Consider the following 16,734-nt stretch of genomic DNA (forward strand, 5'->3'; position numbering starts at 1 on the left):
TTCTCCTCCAGCTTAATCCTAACTTCTTAAATATACTAAACTTTCTATTTGCGTGGGACCGTCCGCTGTATCCAAGGTGATGTTAGCCAACGCTTTATTTCTTCAGTTTTGTCCTTAAAGTCAATTTTGATCGGTTTTTTATATTGATAATCTTCTATCTGGATATTAATCCTATTGTTGCTTTGTTCCCAACCCTTTATTTGTGCCTTTGGTAAACTTGTCAGAGCCTGTTTATCAATTAAAATCTCAACAGGATAGGCGTATGCTTCTCCACCAAAGTTTTCACTTTTCCCCAGTAAAACCATTGATTGTTCTGTCAGAACCAAGTCAACTTTGTCAAAATCATAAATAGTCTTTCGAATGTTTGGGAGAAAGGAATTCTTTTGGTCGAATAGGTCAAAACCTTTTATGTAAACGCTTATATTTTCTAATACTTCTATTTTTTTACCTTTTAATTCCTTAAATGCTTCTCCACCTGCATTATATGGTTTAAATAAATTCCCATAAATGAAAAGTTTCATCGCTAAAAATCCCATGGTTAAAATTAAGGGACCAACTATTGCCACGCCAATATTTTCTTTACTTCCTTGATAAATTAAAACTGCGACTATAATCAGATATCCTATGTTTAGCGGCCAAGTAAAAAAGAATGGAGGTTTGATCTTTTTTATAAATTGGAAAAATGTTTCTTGTCTCACTATGTGGTTTTTTTAAGTGTTGGCTAACTCGTTTATCTATAAACCAAAGGTTTAAAAAGCCCCGTCATTTGTCGGCTTGGTGCACCTTTGGTGAGTTTTATTTTGAAAATATCAACTGGACATACCCCTCAAAACTAAGAAGAGTATAGTTACAAAGAAATACCCCACATAGGATATTTCTACCTATCCCCCTAAAACATAAAAGCATGCATCAATGAAAGTTTGAGCATTTTTTCTTTTTTAAACGCTTCTGTGAGAGATACTTTTAATAAACAGCATCCAATACTAAATAAAGAAGATATACAAGTTGGATTATTCTATATGAATATAAACCTGATGGAAAACTTGTTCAAACTCCAACTGAAATTGTTTATTAGGTATATGCCTCAGGAATAAGGGCAATAAAAATGGGCAAGTTCCTAAATGATTGACCTCTACAGTCTTTTCATAATTGGAAATGCTGGAATACACAAAGAAGTAGTCCTCTTCCCATTCATATAACCCACCATAATAGCTGATCTTTGAATCGATATCCGTCCATGCCAATTCAACATCAGTGCCTATCAAACACTTATTGATTACGTTGAATGCTTTAAGATTAGGGGGATGGGTTCCCAGACTATAACTATCCAATAGTATAGCCAAGCGATAGATTTCTTCCAATTGACCTTGGTCAGGTTCTGCCTCTGCGAATGTCCTGAAATTATGGCACAGGTTGATAAAGTGGGTATGATCGGAGTCAATGGGAATCATATTAGTTGAATTGAATGACAGGCCTTTACTAAATATATAAAAGGATTTCCCTATGCTTATTGTACTAGGTGATTTTTATATAAATACTTATCTTTAATAGGACCATCATTTTTATGCTATGTGCTATCATGTTTCCCTCAATAAGGATATCAAGTCGGTAGAAAAGGATTTTGATAAGAAGGTTGCGGAACCGGATCTTTTTCAAAGTGGCTATCACCTCAACGGGTTTGCCCAGCCTTATCTTCCTGTGCTCAGTACCCATGATAAGAATGCCATCCATATGTACCGGTGGAAACTGTTCCCCCATTGGGTGAAGGATGAATCTTCCTGGAGGGCCAATACCCTTAATGCCAAAGGAGAGGAACTGTTTGAAAAGGGTTCTTATAAAGCCTATTGGAAGAACAGGTGCTTGGTGATCTGCAATGGCTTCTTTGAACCTCACCATCCAGACGGACAGAAGAAGGCACAGTCATATTATATCCGGCCTAAAGAAGGGGAGTACTTTACCTTAGGTGCGATCTATTCTGTATGGCATGATATTCCGACCTTTAGCATAATCACCGTACCGGCCAACCCATTACTGGAGGAAATCCATAATGAGAAAAAAAGGATGCCACTGGTGCTGGATGGTGATCAGGCGGAAGCTTGGTTGATAGAGGATCTCAATAAGGATGAAATGACTGACCTTATGGTCCCTTATCCAAATGAAAGTAAAATGGAGGGATATCGGGTTATGGACGGTGTGACCAATTCCAGGTTGGATACCAATGTACCTGAAGTCCTTCAACCAATATAATCAACATGGCACCCTTTTATTTTTTATCGTTTGCCAACTGATTTAGGGTTGCTTTAATTTCCCTGACATCCCTGCCCACCTGGTCCAAAGCGCTCAGCGGCTCAGGGATGTTTTCGGTAAAGTAGCTGTGGAACTTCCAGATCTCCAACACATCCATTACGGCTACCTCATAGGGATCATAAATTGTGTTCAGTGATTCCAAAAGCAGGCTTCGGTTTTCCTTGATGTGGTTAGTGACCAGCTTGAAGCTGATCCCTTCCTCTTTGGTCACCACGATACAGGGCATTTTTTCCTTGATGCTGCTCCAGTCCTGTACAAACTCCCCAATTACATATGCCCCTTCTGGTACGGGCAGCATGGAATCCCCTTCGGTAGGGAACATGCGGTATTTCCTGTTGGGGTCCAGCTGTGGCAGGTTGAATACGGGAAGCTGGCTGATAAAGCCCGGATCACTATATCCTGCCAAATAGCCAGCCTTTGCCTTTATGGGCACCAGTTCCACATTTTCCATATTGTCGGGATTTACGGTGGTGGCCAATATCCTGATGCTTCCACCTTTCAAATAGACATCGTTGCCTGCTTCCAGGTCCCTGATCCCCAGTTCGGATAGCTGCGACAGGTCCACCTTGATCAGGGTGTCTATGCTCATCTTAAAAAAGTCCGCAAACATCACCATGTCCGCCATGGCCGGGGTCTTCACGGAGCCGTTTTCATGGGCATTTAATTTGGGACGGGAAATGTCCAACTTTTCGGCCAGCTCTATCTGGGTCATTCTCTTGCGTTTACGCAGGAATTTGATGTTGGAAGACCAAAAAAAGCTTTGATTTGCCATGTTGTTTTGTTATTATTTATGACACAATAATGATATAATTATTATCAAAACTACTAAATCGTTCGGACAAATGAAAAGGAATGTGGTGCATTTTGATCTGGACACCTTCTTTGTCAGCGTCGCCCGGCTGACAAACAGTGCCCTTAATAATAAGCCAGTGATCATCGGCGGCAGCTCCGACCGTGGAGTGGTGGCCTCCTGCAGCTATGAAGCCCGCAAGTTTGGGGTGCACAGTGCCATGCCCATGAAGCTGGCCCGTAGGTTATGCCCCTCTGCCGTCTACCTGCAAGGGGATATGGACAGCTATAGTTACCATAGCCGTGTGGTGACCGATATCATTAGAGAAGAGGTGCCCGTAATGGAAAAGGCCTCCATCGATGAATTCTACCTGGACTTGACAGGGATGGACCGCTTCTTTGGTTGCAGTAAGTTCACGGCAGAACTGAAAAAGAAGATCCTCCATGAGTCAGGCTTGCCCATCAGCTATGCCCTGGCCTCCAATAAACTGGTGAGCAAGGTGGCCACCGAGGATGCCAAGCCCAATGGACAGATGGAAATCCCCTTTGGGTATGAGAAGGGCTATCTGGCTCCCCTGGCCATTGAGCGGATGCCGGGGATCGGGCTGAAGACCTCTTCCTTATTGCGCAGGATGGGGGTGGAGACCATCAAGCTGCTTTCTGAAATCCCCGAGCCCATGATGCAAAACCTGTTGGGGAAAAACGGTATCAGCCTTTCGCGCAAGGCCAATGGTAAGGACGATACCCCGGTCATTCCCTATACCGAACAAAAAAGTATCGGCAAGGAAGAGACCTTTGAAAATGATACGATCAATATGGACTTTCTGAACGGTGAACTGGTACGGCTGACCGAAAGGGTGGCCTTCAGCCTGCGGAGCCAGCGAAGGCTATGTGGCTGTATTACGGTGAAGCTGCGCTATGCCAATTTCGATACGGTAAGCAGGCAGGCCATATTGCCCTATACTTCCAATGACGATGTCTTGCTGAACAAGGCCAAGGAGCTCTTTGCCAAGCTCTATGATAGAAGGATGCTGGTCAGGCTGATAGGGGTGAAGGTCAGCCATCTGGTAGGAGGTTTCCAACAGATCAACCTATTCGAGGATACCGAGGAGTATGTGCGCCTTTATCAGGCCATGGATGCCATCAGGGGAAAGTATGGCTCACAGGCCGTAAGCAGGGCAGTGGGCATGAACACAGGAAGGAGGTAGGCATGTATCTGAACTGTAAGACGTATTTCAGCTACCGGTATGGGACCATCGGTACCCAGGAACTGGTGGACATGGCCAAGGCCAAAAAGGTGAAAGCACTGGCGCTGACCAATATCAATAGCACGGCAGATGCCTGGGACTTTGTGGAGTTTTGCCGGAAAGCCCAGATCAAGCCCATAGTGGGGGCAGAGATCAGGAATGGCCAGGAGATGTTGTATATCCTGCTGGCCAAGAATGATGCTGGGCTGATGCATATTAACCGTTTTATAAGCCTGCACCTGATGGAAAAGCAGGACTTTCCAAGGATGCCAGCTTTAAAAGAAGTATGGGTGATCTATACCTTTGGTTCTAGACAGGTGGACGAATTGGGAGAGAACGAACTGATGGGGATCCGGATGTCCCAATTGATCAAACTCTATAAACAGGCACCCGAAAAGCATCCTGAAAAGTGGGTGGTATGGCAACCGGTCACTTTCCAGAACAGGACCTATTATAACCTGCACAAAATCCTGCGGGCCATAGACCTGAATACCCTGCTCACCAAGCTTGGTCCTGATGATCTGGCAGGAGAGGACGAATATTTTACCAATAAGCTGGAGCTCTGGAATGCCTATGCCGAATATCCCTTTATCCTCAAGCAGACCCTAAAGGTCATGGACAGTTGCGCTATAAGCATGGAATTGTATTCGGATAAGAACAAAAAGTATTTTAGCTCCTCCAAAGAGGACGACCGTATCCTTTTGGAAAAACTGGCCCTCGAAGGGATGAAAGTGCGATATGGAGAAGGAAATACCTTAGCACTGGAAAGGGTAAAGAAAGAATTGCGGATCATCCATGAGCTGAACTTCAATGCCTACTTTCTGATCGTCCTGGATGTGGTGCGATACGCCCAGAGCAGGGGCTTCTTCTATGTGGGCAGGGGATCGGGTGCCAATTCCATTGTGGCCTATTGCCTGAAGATCACCGATGTGGACCCTATCAAGTTGGACCTGTATTTTGAGCGGTTTTTGAACCCCCATCGTACCTCACCGCCTGACTTTGATATGGACTTCAGCTGGCAGGACCGGGATGAGGTGATCGATTATATCTTTAAGCGCTATGGCAGGGAACATGTGGCCCTACTGGGGATGTACTCTACCTTTCAGGGCAGGGCCATTATCAGGGAGCTAGGCAAGGTCTTTGGCCTGCCCAAACCGGAAATAGACCAACTGGTACGCCATAGGAAAGATGCCTGTCCACCGGAGGATAAGATCCAGCGGGCCATTCTAAGGTATGGGGCAATGATGCAGGACTTTCCCAATTATCAAAGTATCCATCCGGGAGGGATGCTGATCAGTGAAGCGCCCATATACCAGTATACGGCCATGGAACGGCCTCCCAAGGGCTTTAATACCGCGCAGGTGGATATGTTCCTGGCAGAAAAGATCGGTCTGTTCAAACTGGATATCCTAAGTCAAAGGGGGCTGGCCCATATCAAGGATACGGTAGGCCTGATCAAGGAAAACAGGGGAGTAGAAGTGGATATCCGCAAGGTGGAGGAATTCTTCAATGACCCTAAAGTCGCCGACCAGATCAGGAGGGCAGACACCATCGGCTGCTTTTATATCGAAAGCCCTGCCATGCGCCAGCTGCTCACTAAACTAAGATGTGATGATTACCTGACCTTGGTGGCGGCCAGCTCCATTATCCGGCCGGGGGTGTCCCAGTCAGGTATGATGAAACAGTATATCGAGCGGTTTCATCATCCAGACAATATTCCCTACCTGCATCCCAAGATGAAGGAATTGCTGGAGGAAACCTATGGGGTGATGGTCTACCAGGAGGATGTGATCAAGGTGGCCCACCATTTTGCCGGACTGGATATGGGGGAGGCGGATATCCTCCGCAGGGCCATGTCGGGCAAGTACCGATCCCATAACCGCTTTAAGCTGATAGAGGAAAAGTTCTTTGCCAACTGCAAGGATAAAGGCTATCCCGATGAGATCAGTAGGGAGGTGTGGAGACAGATGGAATCTTTTGGGGGCTATTCCTTTTCCAAGGCCCATTCGGCTTCTTTTGCTGTGGAAAGCTACCAGAGCCTTTTTTTAAAGACCTATTATCCCATGGAGTTTATGGTGGCGGTAATCAATAACTTTGGGGGCTTTTACAGTACACGATTTTACTTCCATGAACTGAAGAAAGCAGGGGCCAAGGTCTTTCCGCCGTGTGTGAACGAGGGCCAGTACCTGACCTCCATTAGGGGAGATGAGGTGATCGTAGGCTTTGTGCATATCCAAAACCTGGAGCGGAAAACTGTTTCCCGCATACTGGAAGAAAGGCAAAGGCATGGGGCTTATGTTGGACTGACGGACTTTATCGAGCGTAGCAAGGTGGATGCCGAGCAGCTTAATATCCTGATCAGGGTAGGGGCGCTGCGGTTTACGGGCATGGAGAAAAAGGAACTGCTCTGGCATGCCAATTTCAAGCACAAGCGCATGGAGAAGGTACCGTCAAGAGAGGCGATCTTTGCAGAGGAGCCAATCGACTTTAGCTTGCCACGGTTTCCCAAGAAGCCACTGGAGGATGCCTATGATGAGATCGAGCTGATTGGCTTTTCCCTGGATGATCCTTTTAAGTTGGTAGATGATGACCGTCAGGGGCTTTCCTATGTCATGGAAATGCCCCAACTTGTGGGCAAGCAGGTATGTATGCTGGGCAGGATCGTGACCACCAAACCCGTGAGGACGGTACGTGGGGACTATATGGCCTTTGGGACCTTTCTGGATGAAAAGGGTGATTGGCTGGATACGGTGCATTTCCCGCCGGTACTAAAGAAATACCCGCTGAACTCGGGAGGATTTTATAGGCTTTATGGCAAGGTGGTGGAGGAGTTTGGTGTTTATGCCCTTAAGGTAAGTGCCTTGAGGAATGTGGGATTGAGGAAGTAGGTGAGTGTTTATAGGGTAAATGATAAAGCAGTTTATCGTTACTGGAATTACAAATTCCAGGGATAGTAGGGTGGAGTGGATTACTCTACGAAATCAGGTATTCCGGCCTTTGGAGCATTCGGTTTTGGAGCGGTTGCGGAGGGCGTTAAGAAAATGAGTTAGCTTGCGAAGTGGACGAGCGAGATCCACTCATTTTTAGCCCATAGCAAGTGTTCCAAAATCAAATTGAGGAAAATTGTTCTGATCGAAACAGTAATAAGCTCAATTTGAAGAAGGCTCCATCGGCCTAGATTTTTGGTCCTTTTCATCAATGGAAAAGGACAGAAAAAGAATAAACCAAAGAAAATATAGCTACGTGCAACATTACGAATAGTCTTATAATTATATCTCCATTTTCAATTCCTTTTACTCTATCAACCATTAAATCTAAACATCTCCCCATTCCCAGCAAATACCCCACCTAGGGTATTTTTACCAATCCCCAAAAACAAAAAAGCCTCGGCTTTGACAAGATTTTCATGGACATTGTTTTTATTATTGAAATTACAAATTCCAAAGATAGTAGGGTGGAGTGGCATACTCCACCCAGTCGGGGGTGGCATTCTTCACCCGTCAGGGTTATTATTATTGGTCTTTCATTTTTAAAAAGTATCCTCTAAATGAATAGTCTGGATCTTTTAGTTTCCATTTTTGATGACAAGAATTACACTGATAAATATATTCACCGTCATCTTTGTCTCTAACCCCGTCTGGTTTGAACTGAACATGCTTTATTTTTTGAGTCCCTAATTTCTTGGTTAACTCCAGGTCAAACCTTATCCAACTTTCTTCTGTAGGGAAAGAGTCTATTTCATTTTTGAAACAATTCTCACACATTCTAAATAATTTCTGATTCCAACAAGCATAAAGTGAATTGTGAACCTTCATCTTGTAAATGTCCTTTTACTTTAAGTGATTTTAATTGTGCTAATCGTTTTTCGTCACTCTTGTTTTTGAAAATGACAGTCATATTTCTTTTATTTCCTTTAAAGTCAACATTGGTAGATAAGTAAAGATGTCCACCGTCAACTCCGGTCGATTTGATTTTATAGTCTCTTAATTCAAATTCTACTTTCATTTTATGGATTCTGTGTGGCCTTTCTAAATGACCTTTAACTTATTTGTATTCCCTGTGTTCCTCAGACTCACCCTTCCAATTTACCGGAATAAGTCTGCTTTCAATCCCTTCTATTCTATCAACCATTAAATCTAACCATCTCCCCATTCCCAACAAATACCCCACCTAGGGTATTTTTACCATCCCCTAAAACAATAAAAGCCTCGGCTTTGACGAGGTGTTCTATGATCTAGGTTTTCGTTACTGGAATTACAAATTCCCAGAATAGTAGGGTGGAGTGGCATACTCCACCCAGCCTGGGACACCCGAATGCTTAGTTATTTTGTAACATTGTATTCTTTCTTCTTTTCAGTTCTCACATCACTTTTTTACTTTCAATTCTATTTCGCTGCAACAAACACGGATTGTTTTATCGTTTCGAAAGATATAAATAATATCATCATCAATCTCCGGTTTCCTTCTTTCCATAAATCCGTCATTGATATTTCGCATTGACTTTGGGAAATAGCCGATAACACTCAACGTATTTTCATCTTCTGGGTATTCTTCATTATTCCCTTTTTCATAAAACTCATAAGTTATGTTCTTATGTATAAAAGTCAATTTCGAGAATTCCTTTTCATGTACCCAATCTTCATTTCGCCTTAGAAATTCAATCAGTATATTTTTTCCATCAGATTTTTTTGATTTCAGTTCAAAATTGTTGTGCAGGTCAACATGTATTCCGTGATAGTTAACACCAATGTTATCTTCGATCTCAAAATTTGTTTTCATTTTCTATTCTTTTGTTATTTCCAGGATATTGCACCAAATCAGCGCAGTATAAATCAAGCAAAATATCGCAAAGGCTCGAGTTAAAAAATGAAATACTATAAAAAACATTGGTGCTATTTCCACTAAATCTGGGTTCTTTTTTTTTAGTCTTCTTTTTAGGTTTTTCGTTATTATCGGACCTAAAGTCCAAAAGAAGAAAAATCCACCTATGAAAAATAAACTCAATTTAATTTTTAATTCCAATTCTAAATGAATTTTGTCAATGTTGCACAACTCATTTTTACATCCGATTTCCCTGACATACCCTTCCAGTATACCGAAATAAGCCTGGATTTAATTCCTTTTACTTTATGAACCATTAAATCTAACCATCTCCCCATTCCCAACAAATACCCCACTTAGGGTATTTTTAAGGTATTATGCCATACCAAATGGTTATTATGATTAAATTCTCAATTTGTTTTTTGCAAAGATCGCACCCGATTATTTTTTAAAAGCTGAATAGTGAAAATGAGATAAATTATAAGAAAAGGTATTCCGAAAAAAGTGAATAGAAGGGGAGGGAATAGCCAGGTTAGGCCAGATATTACTAAAATAATGGTCCGCGATGATTTGTGATCATATTCTGCTGATAAATATATTGTCAAACCATAATTTATTCCTCCCAATAGAAATGGTAGGAACCATGGGTATTCGATTGAAGAACCAAAAAGAGAGTGTTCCAAAAGTAAATACCCGAAGCCAAGATAATTAATCACTAGGGTAATCCACGTACCGTAGTAAATAGCCTGTTTCATTTATCCAGTATATTTCGGACTTCAGATTCAAAATTAGGGTGTTTTAGTACCCAACTTTCGAATTCATAATTCCCAATGTTGACGAAATAAGATGGTCCACCTCCATGATACTCGGAATAAGGATAGCACCTGATGAAATTATTCTTTTGGTCAGTTAGGTATACTCTCCAGTTAACTGAGTCAAACTTGACTTCAATAAGTTTCTCTGTGAGTGGATCGGAAGCTGGTATTACTTCATGTCCTTGGATTTCTAATCTTTTCATTGGTATGTGGATTTGTGCTAAGCTGTTCCAGCCGTCAGAATGCTTAATTATTAGTTTTCATTTCATTTTCAATATTAATAGCTTGTCTAACCAAATATTCGCGTCCATCTTCTTTTGCTAATTTGATATACTGGGATATTAATGGCGATCCAAACTCATAAAGCACTGTCAATGCCATCATTCTTTGATATTCACTCTTTGGGTCATCTTGATTCCAATTCCAGGCTTGTTCACAATACTTTTCAGTTAAAGACGAATTTAATAGACCTAATGACTTAATTGCCATTCTTGATACATATTCAATATTTTGTTGTAGATAGAGTTCAAGTAATTGTTCTGCTTTTGACTTGTTATCAAGTTTGTAAAGTACTTCAGCTATTTGCCATTTTGTATTAGGACTATTAAAGAACAGACCTTTTTCAGCTATAAATTCAAAAGTCTCAGGTTTTTCTGTAATAATCTCAATTATTGAATTGCATTCATTATCTCGTGCAATTATGTATAGAATGTGATTAATTTCTTCATCAGCCCAATTCGAATAATGACTGTCATTTAAGAAAGCTTCAAATTCAGTCCAGATTATTGGCCAGTCAGAATAATCACATTCCCATTCTCCACCACGTTCATCTTGGGAAATGTCAGAATAGTCCTCAGCCCATTTTTTAAACTTTTCTATTTCGTCAAAAAGCTTGTTCATTTTTTATTGCTTGGTAACAGGCCTAAAAACACATTACGTTTATTCCTCATATATCTTTATTTTAAAAAAAGCCCTCCAATCGGAGGGCTTCCATAATTTATTGAATAGGGTTTAAACAACTTATCTCAATTTCTCAGCTTCTCTAATTTAAGAAATTTGAAGGTTTAAATCCACTAGAGGCCACTTGCTTTATAATACTATTGGCAAATAACAAAAGCTTCCCCCATAATTACCCTGATTCCCAGCAACCATTCTTTCAACACTGCATTCATGCCTGCCGATTTTTGGAAGGTTCGGCCGCTGTGGCCAGCCGAATGCTTAGTTATGTGCTTTCGTTTTTTCTTTTATTTTTTTCAAAATTCTTTCTTCGAATTCCTTTTTATCAGGTTGGTTTTTCCACCACCAAAAACTCTCATTTACTGTTCTCCAATTCCCTAAAGTCAAGCCGCTGTTTATGCCTACAAAAGCAAATGTCGTTGAGTTTTTAGTTTTAGGTCTGGTCCAAGTATGAAGAATTTCGTTTTTGTCTGGGTAATAGAAATATACTGAATACCAATAGTCTTTCTCATCTCGTCTTCCATCTTCTAGGTCAAAATCTTGTCCATTTGGAATATTAACTGTTCGAGGTAAGTCCAATTCAGGATTTTCATTCTTGACTTCATAAATTATAGTCAATAGTGAATCTTCTGGTATGTTGAATTCATAAGTTTCAGCTCTTGCATATGAGCCTGGTGCAATCAACCAAGCGCCCACATAAGCAAATAACAAGAATATTACTATTCCTCCGAGGCATCCGAAAGCTATTTTATTGTTTTTTTTCATTTAATGAAGCACAACGATCAGCTAAGCACAGTCGACTTGGCTTTTCTTAATATTTCAAAAGTATCTGATCCAGATGCTCTTTGCAAATAACTAAGTAAGCCGATTGGGCTTAGCGTCTGTTAGCTTGCGTCACTCTTTCCAGTATTGAAATATTCTTTAATGTTGATAGTCCCAATATAAAGCCAAGCATCATCCCTGTTATCAATCCACCAATATGAGCAGCATTGTCAATTCCAGTTCTTGTTAGACCGAAAACAATGTTGTAACCCACAAACCACAGAATGTTAGGAATGAATGCACGTTTTAAACCTTGCTCATTTGAAGTTATTAAAATTGACAGAGTTAAACCGAACAGCCCAAAGATAGAGCCCGAAGCTCCAACACTTACTAAATTCACATTCCAAGCAGCACTCGCTATTCCTGCTCCTATTCCAGTTATCAGGTATGCAAGAATGAACCATTTGCGTCCAAGAGTTACTTCGACCATTGGTCCAATATAGGCTAGAATCGCCATGTTCATTAATATGTGAATGACACTTCCATGCAGGAAAATATGTGTTACCAACCTCCAAGGTTGATAACCAAGTGAGAGTTCAGTTAGGTTGCCGCCCCAGAGAAGTAAATCGTAAGGTGACGGCTCCATAGGGTGAATTCCGGCAATTAACATTGCCACATATATTATCGTGTTTGCGTAAATAATACCAGGGACAATCCTAGAATGGGCTCTAAAAGTGAAGAAATCGAAATACAATTTTGCTACTTCTTTTGCTTCTCTCTTTTTACGTTTTTCTTTGGCTACAGTTCGCTTTTGTTCTTGTTCGGATTTGGATTCCAACTGTTCAAGTAGTTCCAAATTCGAAGTTGACAGTTCATTTCTCTGTTTTAGAACCCATAAACATGCTAATACTGCATCATCGGTATATTGTCCTCTGAGGCTAATTATTTGTTCCAGTTCTGCGCTGGATTTGGGTGACATTTTTGAGGAGAATAAATTTTCCATTCTGATATGCAAGCTAACTCGTTTATCTTTAAACCAAAGCTTTAAAAAAAAACCGTCATTTGTTGGCTTGGTATATATTTGGTGAGTTTTATTTTAAATATCCTTTGGACATACCCTCCAAAACTAAAAAGTCCATTTCATAAATAAAATACCCCACCTAGGGTATTTTTACCAATCACCTAAAACAATAAAGCCTCGGCCTTGAGAAGTATTTTAAGATATAGTTTCTTTTCCAGGAATTACAAATCCCCAGGATAGTAGTGTGGAGTGGCATACACCTCCTCGTTGGTGGAACCCCATTTGTCATATTACAAATTGTTATGCGCTGCTTTTTTGTTTTTTAATCTTATTAGGTCATTTATTGCTACTAAAGTCACAATCAAAATAATAACAACTCTTATATAAGTTTCACTCGTAAATCTTTCTGCCAGAAACAATGATAATACGGTAATTACAATTATGAAATCAAGAACTAATCCTAAGATTAAAATCCACTTTTTAAACTCAGTCCTTTTTATCTGAGTCCAGCCGCTATGTAGTAGGCATAATCCATAAATCTCAATACAAGCAAATCCAGCAATAAATCCGATTAGTAACTGTGTATTTTCTGCATTTTGTCCTATTGTCATATTAAGTGAAATAACACCAATAATAAGGAAAGTAATGCCAGAAATAAGTTTAAATATTCCGATAATTTTGTTTTTCATGTGAGTTATGCGCTTAAAACATCCTTGGATAGCCTGCCCTGATATTTTCGAGGAAGCCGGTCAAAAGAATGGTTGGCTTACAAGAAGGGAATTACAAATTCCAAGGATAGTAGGGTGGAGTGGCATACTCCACCCAGTCGGAGGTGTGAGAGCCTCAACCTGAGCCAACTGGCTCAGGTCGGGCTACTCGATTGGGCACAGTTTTTATTTTTTTCAATTGCATGTCGTATGAGGATGGGAGCACAAGTTGTATGACGGCATCCATCCAATTTTCGTATTATTTTCTAATGTCAGTTCAACTTTGAACCAATTTCCTTGAACCGCAAGAACTCTTACTTCATGTTCGGTCCATCCCTTACGAGGGTCAAACTGAGTTTTGGTCGAGTTTGTGTCAGGGCTTTCGAAAATGTAAGGTGTTAAGTGGTCTTCATAGTTTCCGTACAACATCCATTCACTTAATTCAGCTTCGCATTCGCTCAGTTTTATCCAACTTCCTTCAAGCTTTTCTATGGTCTCGTTTCCTTTAACATACCCTAGTTCCCATCCTTCGGAGTTATTTTGATTTCCGCCATTCAGAATCATTATTGAGTCAATTTTTACTAGGTCGTCAATTGAAGCGTTGGCATGGAAGTATGCATAAATAAAGTCAAGTGAATCATTATCCCATTTCCAAGTATCGTTTCCTGTCGAATCGTAAAATTGAATCGAAGTATTTCTATCTAAGTCAAATCGGAGCTCAACATCACATGATTTGTAATCATTTGATTTTTTTTGTCCCGAACAACTAGTTATTGTCAACAGGAAAAGAGTCAATATTTGGAAAGTAATTCTTGTCATTTTCAAATTGTGCCCAACGGATGGCAATAAGAAATGTAGGGCATTTCGAAGCACCTACCTATCAAGCTACCAAGCCGTTTATTAAATGTTATGTCGTTCAAATTTAGCACTTTCAGCCCTATATTTTTTATTGCGTGTTGTACCACGTTTTTTATTCATAACAATGCATTTTTCTTTGCCTTTCCTCAAAGTGCTTTAAGACAATTCCGCTTACTGGATTTATATGTAAAATTTCTTCATCGGAAAAGCATTTTTCTTTGTAAAGAGTATTAAATACAATCCAATAATAATCTTTTGTAATAGTGTCAAATTCCAATCGTTTTGAAATTGGTTCAATTGACTTTTTTAAATTCTGTAACTCAATTATACTATCAATTTTATTTTCAGTTAACCAATCAGATGGTTCGTTTCTCAAAAGAAATTTAGGGATTTGGTCAACGTAAACTTCTCTGATTAAATTCAGGTTTGAATCTAATTCCACGTAAACTGTTTTTCTTGTGTATGGATATTGAAAATCAGGATGATTTAATACAAAATTTATATGTTTCCCATCGATAAATTTCCCTTTCGTTTTTTTTCCTTTGCTAATATCTCTCCATTTATATTTTCCAGTTTTAGTTTGATATTTATAGTCTGAATTATGTCCGAGTTCAAAATATTTAAACAAAGAATCTCCAACTGCTTCTTTCAAATAAAATTCTGCTTTTTCAATTACTTCTGAAGTCAGATAAGTTTGAGAAAATGATAACTCACAGGTTAAAATCAGTATTAATATAGTTAATGTTCTTTTCATTTCTCAAATGTGGTACAACGATTTGCATATGGCTTGTGGCGGTTTCGAAGCACTTTCCTGTCCACCGAAACCAAAGTTGGCTAAGGAGCAAAAACCTTGGTGGTAGCCGTTCACCCGCCATAAGATATATGCTGTGTTAGCTGCTGGGCTTTTTTCTTTTTAAATACTTTTTTAGTTTTTCTTCCAATTCTTTAATGTCGTTTGAAGAGTAACTAATTGTTCCTTCCTTATCAATTTTCCAAGCTTGATAATCATAATTTTTTCCGTCAATCTCAATTTTCGAGGTACTTGCTCGACCAAAGCACAAATCAACCGTGTCATTTCTGTCTTGAAAGCTTAACCCTGCTTTTGTAAACATCTCTGTTTTAGGCAAGTCCGAATTAATTTTGTTAGAGGTCAATAGAACTCCATTTTCCGGGATTTCTTTTTCATATGTCCACGTAAAAAAGTTGACTGGTAGTTGTTCCGAGTCTTTTACATCATAGATTGTAACTACAAATTCAAAGTCTCTTTGGTCGGGAATTATGTATGTCTTAGTTCTTTCTTGCCATAAAAAGCCAAAAGCAATGACACCTACAAGTCCAATTTCAATTAGGAATAGTTTCCGATAACCTTTAATTGTCTTTTGTCCAAGATAGTCGAGTAGAAGTCCGAAAATAGCAACTGGAAGAAGGTAAAAAAGTCCAAGAAAACCGAAGCCCATTGGTCCTGGGAAAATTGCACCATAAATCGAGGCTATTATCAATAGTCCACAAATGATATTTATTGGTGTCGGTTTGTATTTCATCGTCTTTTTGCCTTGCAGCTAACGCTTAATGTATGAATGGTAGCTTTAGTTTTCACAGCTATGATTTCATACATAATGTTACCAGCTTTTTTTCTTTTTTCCTTTTTTGGTCAAATATATTTCTATTAACCCATTTTGTGCATTCTGTCCGTATACAGATGGGTCAGAAGATTCATAATCAGCTATATACTCAATGTCTTTAACTGTTAAATTATTCACAATTTCCTTTGCATCATAAATTTCATATGCTCGTCCATCAATTATTACTTGTTTGCATTTGCTACATAGAAAATCATGTATTTTAAGTTTAGGAACATTCGCATTGAGGTTTTCTCTAATTCTGCCCAATATTTGACTTTTATCATCATCTGATTGGCTGTAACCTGTTCCCAAAAGAATAATAAAATCACAGTTCTTATGAATCAGTCTTGACTCGGATAAATCAGCTAATTCAGTCACAATAATTTCACTCAATTCATACTTTCTAAACTCACTATTAATTGTTGAGGAATCAAATACAATCCCGTTGAATATAATTGATTCACATAGATTAATAGTATCCAAATCAACCCAAAATTTTGCTTCAATATTGTCTCTGATTGTTGAAAAATCAGCTTTTTGGGCGGTTAAATCCAAAGAGAGGCAAAAACAAATAATAAATATAAGTATGGTGCTTTTATTCTTCATCGTTTAATTGCTGGTAACGAGCGTATAAACGCATTGCGGATATATCGCCTATATTAATATTTTGAAAGAAGGCCTTAAAACCCATTATAAGCTCCTTTTTCCATTTACAAACACTTATAAGCATTTACAAATGGACATACCCCTCAAAACTAAGAAGAGTATAGTTACAAAGAAATACCCCACCTACGGTATTTTTACCAATCCCCTTATACAATAAAGCCT

The 16,734-nt window shown here is 39.6% G+C and carries 18 protein-coding genes; 3 read left to right on the top strand and 15 right to left on the bottom strand.

Annotation, left to right across the window (positions count from 1 at the left end; translation table 11 throughout):
* Positions 1 to 44 precede the first annotated feature (44 nt).
* The gene (locus H7U17_RS05570) at positions 45 to 698 is read right to left on the bottom strand and encodes a hypothetical protein (protein WP_186755655.1); all 654 of its coding nucleotides are present in this window, start codon (positions 696 to 698) and stop codon (positions 45 to 47) included.
* A gap of 312 nt (positions 699 to 1,010) precedes the next feature.
* On the bottom strand, positions 1,011 to 1,451 hold the full coding sequence (locus H7U17_RS05575; RefSeq protein ID WP_186755656.1) for a hypothetical protein: 441 nt from the start codon (positions 1,449 to 1,451) through the stop codon (positions 1,011 to 1,013).
* A 118-nt stretch (positions 1,452 to 1,569) separates the two neighbouring features.
* On the opposite strand from H7U17_RS05575, the gene H7U17_RS05580 reads away from it, so the two are divergent.
* Positions 1,570 to 2,247: an SOS response-associated peptidase gene (locus H7U17_RS05580; protein ID WP_186755657.1), complete on the top strand. Its 678-nt coding sequence runs from the start codon at positions 1,570 to 1,572 to the stop codon at positions 2,245 to 2,247.
* A gap of 16 nt (positions 2,248 to 2,263) precedes the next feature.
* Here the strand turns inward: H7U17_RS05580 and H7U17_RS05585 are convergent, their stop codons facing one another.
* Positions 2,264 to 3,079 (bottom strand): XRE family transcriptional regulator, encoded by an 816-nt coding sequence (locus H7U17_RS05585; protein ID WP_186755658.1) that lies wholly within the window; start codon positions 3,077 to 3,079, stop codon positions 2,264 to 2,266.
* Between the two features lie 70 nt (positions 3,080 to 3,149).
* On the opposite strand from H7U17_RS05585, the gene dinB reads away from it, so the two are divergent.
* A complete protein-coding gene (gene dinB / locus H7U17_RS05590; protein ID WP_186755659.1) occupies positions 3,150 to 4,304 on the top strand; it encodes a DNA polymerase IV in 1,155 nt (384 codons plus the stop codon).
* A gap of 2 nt (positions 4,305 to 4,306) precedes the next feature.
* Complete coding sequence (locus H7U17_RS05595) at positions 4,307 to 7,231, top strand: DNA polymerase III subunit alpha (RefSeq protein WP_186755660.1); 2,925 nt, start codon at positions 4,307 to 4,309, stop codon at positions 7,229 to 7,231.
* A 624-nt stretch (positions 7,232 to 7,855) separates the two neighbouring features.
* Here the strand turns inward: H7U17_RS05595 and H7U17_RS05600 are convergent.
* The 12 genes from H7U17_RS05600 to H7U17_RS05655 form a co-directional block, all read right to left on the bottom strand.
* Positions 7,856 to 8,107: a hypothetical protein gene (locus tag H7U17_RS05600; RefSeq protein ID WP_186755661.1), complete on the bottom strand. Its 252-nt coding sequence runs from the start codon at positions 8,105 to 8,107 to the stop codon at positions 7,856 to 7,858.
* Between the two features lies 1 nt (position 8,108).
* Entirely contained in the window at positions 8,109 to 8,348 is a 240-nt protein-coding gene (locus H7U17_RS05605; protein WP_186755662.1) for a hypothetical protein, read from the bottom strand.
* A gap of 360 nt (positions 8,349 to 8,708) precedes the next feature.
* Entirely contained in the window at positions 8,709 to 9,122 is a 414-nt protein-coding gene (locus H7U17_RS05610; protein ID WP_186755663.1) for a hypothetical protein, read from the bottom strand.
* A 793-nt stretch (positions 9,123 to 9,915) separates the two neighbouring features.
* Positions 9,916 to 10,182, bottom strand: coding sequence for a hypothetical protein (locus tag H7U17_RS05615; RefSeq protein ID WP_186755664.1), 267 nt, complete (start codon positions 10,180 to 10,182; stop codon positions 9,916 to 9,918).
* Positions 10,183 to 10,225: 43 nt separating this feature from the next.
* Positions 10,226 to 10,879 carry a hypothetical protein gene (locus tag H7U17_RS05620; RefSeq protein WP_186755665.1) on the bottom strand — a complete coding sequence of 218 codons (654 nt, stop codon included), beginning with the start codon at positions 10,877 to 10,879 and terminating at the stop codon, positions 10,226 to 10,228.
* 318 nt (positions 10,880 to 11,197) lie between these two features.
* Positions 11,198 to 11,701, bottom strand: coding sequence for a hypothetical protein (locus H7U17_RS05625; RefSeq protein WP_186755666.1), 504 nt, complete (start codon positions 11,699 to 11,701; stop codon positions 11,198 to 11,200).
* A gap of 109 nt (positions 11,702 to 11,810) precedes the next feature.
* Entirely contained in the window at positions 11,811 to 12,701 is an 891-nt protein-coding gene (locus H7U17_RS05630; protein WP_186755667.1) for a rhomboid family intramembrane serine protease, read from the bottom strand.
* Positions 12,702 to 13,009: 308 nt separating this feature from the next.
* Positions 13,010 to 13,408: a hypothetical protein gene (locus H7U17_RS05635; RefSeq protein ID WP_186755668.1), complete on the bottom strand. Its 399-nt coding sequence runs from the start codon at positions 13,406 to 13,408 to the stop codon at positions 13,010 to 13,012.
* A 213-nt stretch (positions 13,409 to 13,621) separates the two neighbouring features.
* Entirely contained in the window at positions 13,622 to 14,245 is a 624-nt protein-coding gene (locus tag H7U17_RS05640; RefSeq protein WP_186755669.1) for a hypothetical protein, read from the bottom strand.
* Between the two features lie 151 nt (positions 14,246 to 14,396).
* The gene (locus H7U17_RS05645; protein ID WP_186755670.1) at positions 14,397 to 15,038 is read right to left on the bottom strand and encodes a hypothetical protein; all 642 of its coding nucleotides are present in this window, start codon (positions 15,036 to 15,038) and stop codon (positions 14,397 to 14,399) included.
* A 136-nt stretch (positions 15,039 to 15,174) separates the two neighbouring features.
* Positions 15,175 to 15,825 (bottom strand): hypothetical protein, encoded by a 651-nt coding sequence (locus H7U17_RS05650; RefSeq protein WP_186755671.1) that lies wholly within the window; start codon positions 15,823 to 15,825, stop codon positions 15,175 to 15,177.
* Positions 15,826 to 15,903: 78 nt separating this feature from the next.
* Entirely contained in the window at positions 15,904 to 16,512 is a 609-nt protein-coding gene (locus tag H7U17_RS05655) for a hypothetical protein (protein ID WP_186755672.1), read from the bottom strand.
* Positions 16,513 to 16,734 lie beyond the last annotated feature (222 nt).

Origin of the sequence: Echinicola salinicaeni (genome assembly GCF_014280965.1) — a bacterium.
GTDB classification, from domain to species: Bacteria; Bacteroidota; Bacteroidia; order Cytophagales; family Cyclobacteriaceae; genus Echinicola; species Echinicola salinicaeni.

Bases quoted from the DNA above. Each gene is read 5' to 3' on its own strand.
- H7U17_RS05575 (WP_186755656.1), bottom strand. From the start codon at position 1,451: ATGATTCCCATTGACTCCGATCATACCCACTTTATCAACCTGTGCCAT.
- H7U17_RS05580 (WP_186755657.1), top strand. From the start codon at position 1,570: ATGTGCTATCATGTTTCCCTCAATAAGGATATCAAGTCGGTAGAAAAG.
- H7U17_RS05585 (WP_186755658.1), bottom strand. From the start codon at position 3,079: ATGGCAAATCAAAGCTTTTTTTGGTCTTCCAACATCAAATTCCTGCGT.
- dinB (WP_186755659.1), top strand. From the start codon at position 3,150: ATGAAAAGGAATGTGGTGCATTTTGATCTGGACACCTTCTTTGTCAGC.
- H7U17_RS05595 (WP_186755660.1), top strand. From the start codon at position 4,307: ATGTATCTGAACTGTAAGACGTATTTCAGCTACCGGTATGGGACCATC.
- H7U17_RS05600 (WP_186755661.1), bottom strand. From the start codon at position 8,107: ATGTGTGAGAATTGTTTCAAAAATGAAATAGACTCTTTCCCTACAGAA.
- H7U17_RS05605 (WP_186755662.1), bottom strand. From the start codon at position 8,348: ATGAAAGTAGAATTTGAATTAAGAGACTATAAAATCAAATCGACCGGA.
- H7U17_RS05610 (WP_186755663.1), bottom strand. From the start codon at position 9,122: ATGAAAACAAATTTTGAGATCGAAGATAACATTGGTGTTAACTATCAC.
- H7U17_RS05615 (WP_186755664.1), bottom strand. From the start codon at position 10,182: ATGAAAAGATTAGAAATCCAAGGACATGAAGTAATACCAGCTTCCGAT.
- H7U17_RS05620 (WP_186755665.1), bottom strand. From the start codon at position 10,879: ATGAACAAGCTTTTTGACGAAATAGAAAAGTTTAAAAAATGGGCTGAG.
- H7U17_RS05625 (WP_186755666.1), bottom strand. From the start codon at position 11,701: ATGAAAAAAAACAATAAAATAGCTTTCGGATGCCTCGGAGGAATAGTA.
- H7U17_RS05630 (WP_186755667.1), bottom strand. From the start codon at position 12,701: ATGGAAAATTTATTCTCCTCAAAAATGTCACCCAAATCCAGCGCAGAA.
- H7U17_RS05635 (WP_186755668.1), bottom strand. From the start codon at position 13,408: ATGAAAAACAAAATTATCGGAATATTTAAACTTATTTCTGGCATTACT.
- H7U17_RS05640 (WP_186755669.1), bottom strand. From the start codon at position 14,245: ATGACAAGAATTACTTTCCAAATATTGACTCTTTTCCTGTTGACAATA.
- H7U17_RS05645 (WP_186755670.1), bottom strand. From the start codon at position 15,038: ATGAAAAGAACATTAACTATATTAATACTGATTTTAACCTGTGAGTTA.
- H7U17_RS05650 (WP_186755671.1), bottom strand. From the start codon at position 15,825: ATGAAATACAAACCGACACCAATAAATATCATTTGTGGACTATTGATA.
- H7U17_RS05655 (WP_186755672.1), bottom strand. From the start codon at position 16,512: ATGAAGAATAAAAGCACCATACTTATATTTATTATTTGTTTTTGCCTC.